This is a genomic window from Halobellus sp. Atlit-38R (assembly GCF_003665925.1).
In the GTDB taxonomy this organism is placed as follows: Archaea; Halobacteriota; Halobacteria; order Halobacteriales; family Haloferacaceae; genus Haloquadratum; species Haloquadratum inordinatus.
The window spans coordinates 1-446 of sequence record NZ_QXIJ01000368.1 but is presented as its reverse complement, the minus strand read 5'-3'; the positions used below and the strand labels follow the sequence as shown (position 1 = coordinate 446).

Here is a 446-nt window from a genome sequence, read left to right as displayed (position 1 = left end):
GAGCGAGCCGTCCGCCAGCACCACGCGCAGCTCCTAGGTGTAGGCGTCGGTGATCCCGTACCGCACGGAGTGGGCGCCGGTGGAGTTGTTGCCGATGCCGCCGCCGACGGTCGAGCGATTCGACGAGGCGGGGTCCGGCGCGAACTTCAGTCCATGTTCCGCGAGCGCGGCGTCGAGGTGGTCCTGGACGCACCCCGGTTGGACGGTCGCGCGCTTCGCTGACGGGTCGATATCAACGATATCGTCCATGTACTTCGTGAAGTCGATGACGACGCAGCCCCGTCCGACGGTCTGGCCGCCCAACGAGGAACCCGTTCCGCGTGGCAGAACGGGGACGCCGTGGCTCGTCGCGGTCTCGACGGTGGCGCGGACGTCGTCTACGTCCCTCGGCAAGACGACCCCCGCGGGTCGCGCCTGATAGATACTGCCGTCGGTCGCGTACAGCA

General features: G+C 68.4%; 1 pseudogene. It reads right to left on the bottom strand.

Annotated elements, in window-relative coordinates:
- Window positions 1-36: 36 nt before the first annotated feature.
- Window positions 37-446 (bottom strand): annotated as a pseudogene (locus tag D3D02_RS19880) (FAD-binding oxidoreductase); the annotation flags it as partial.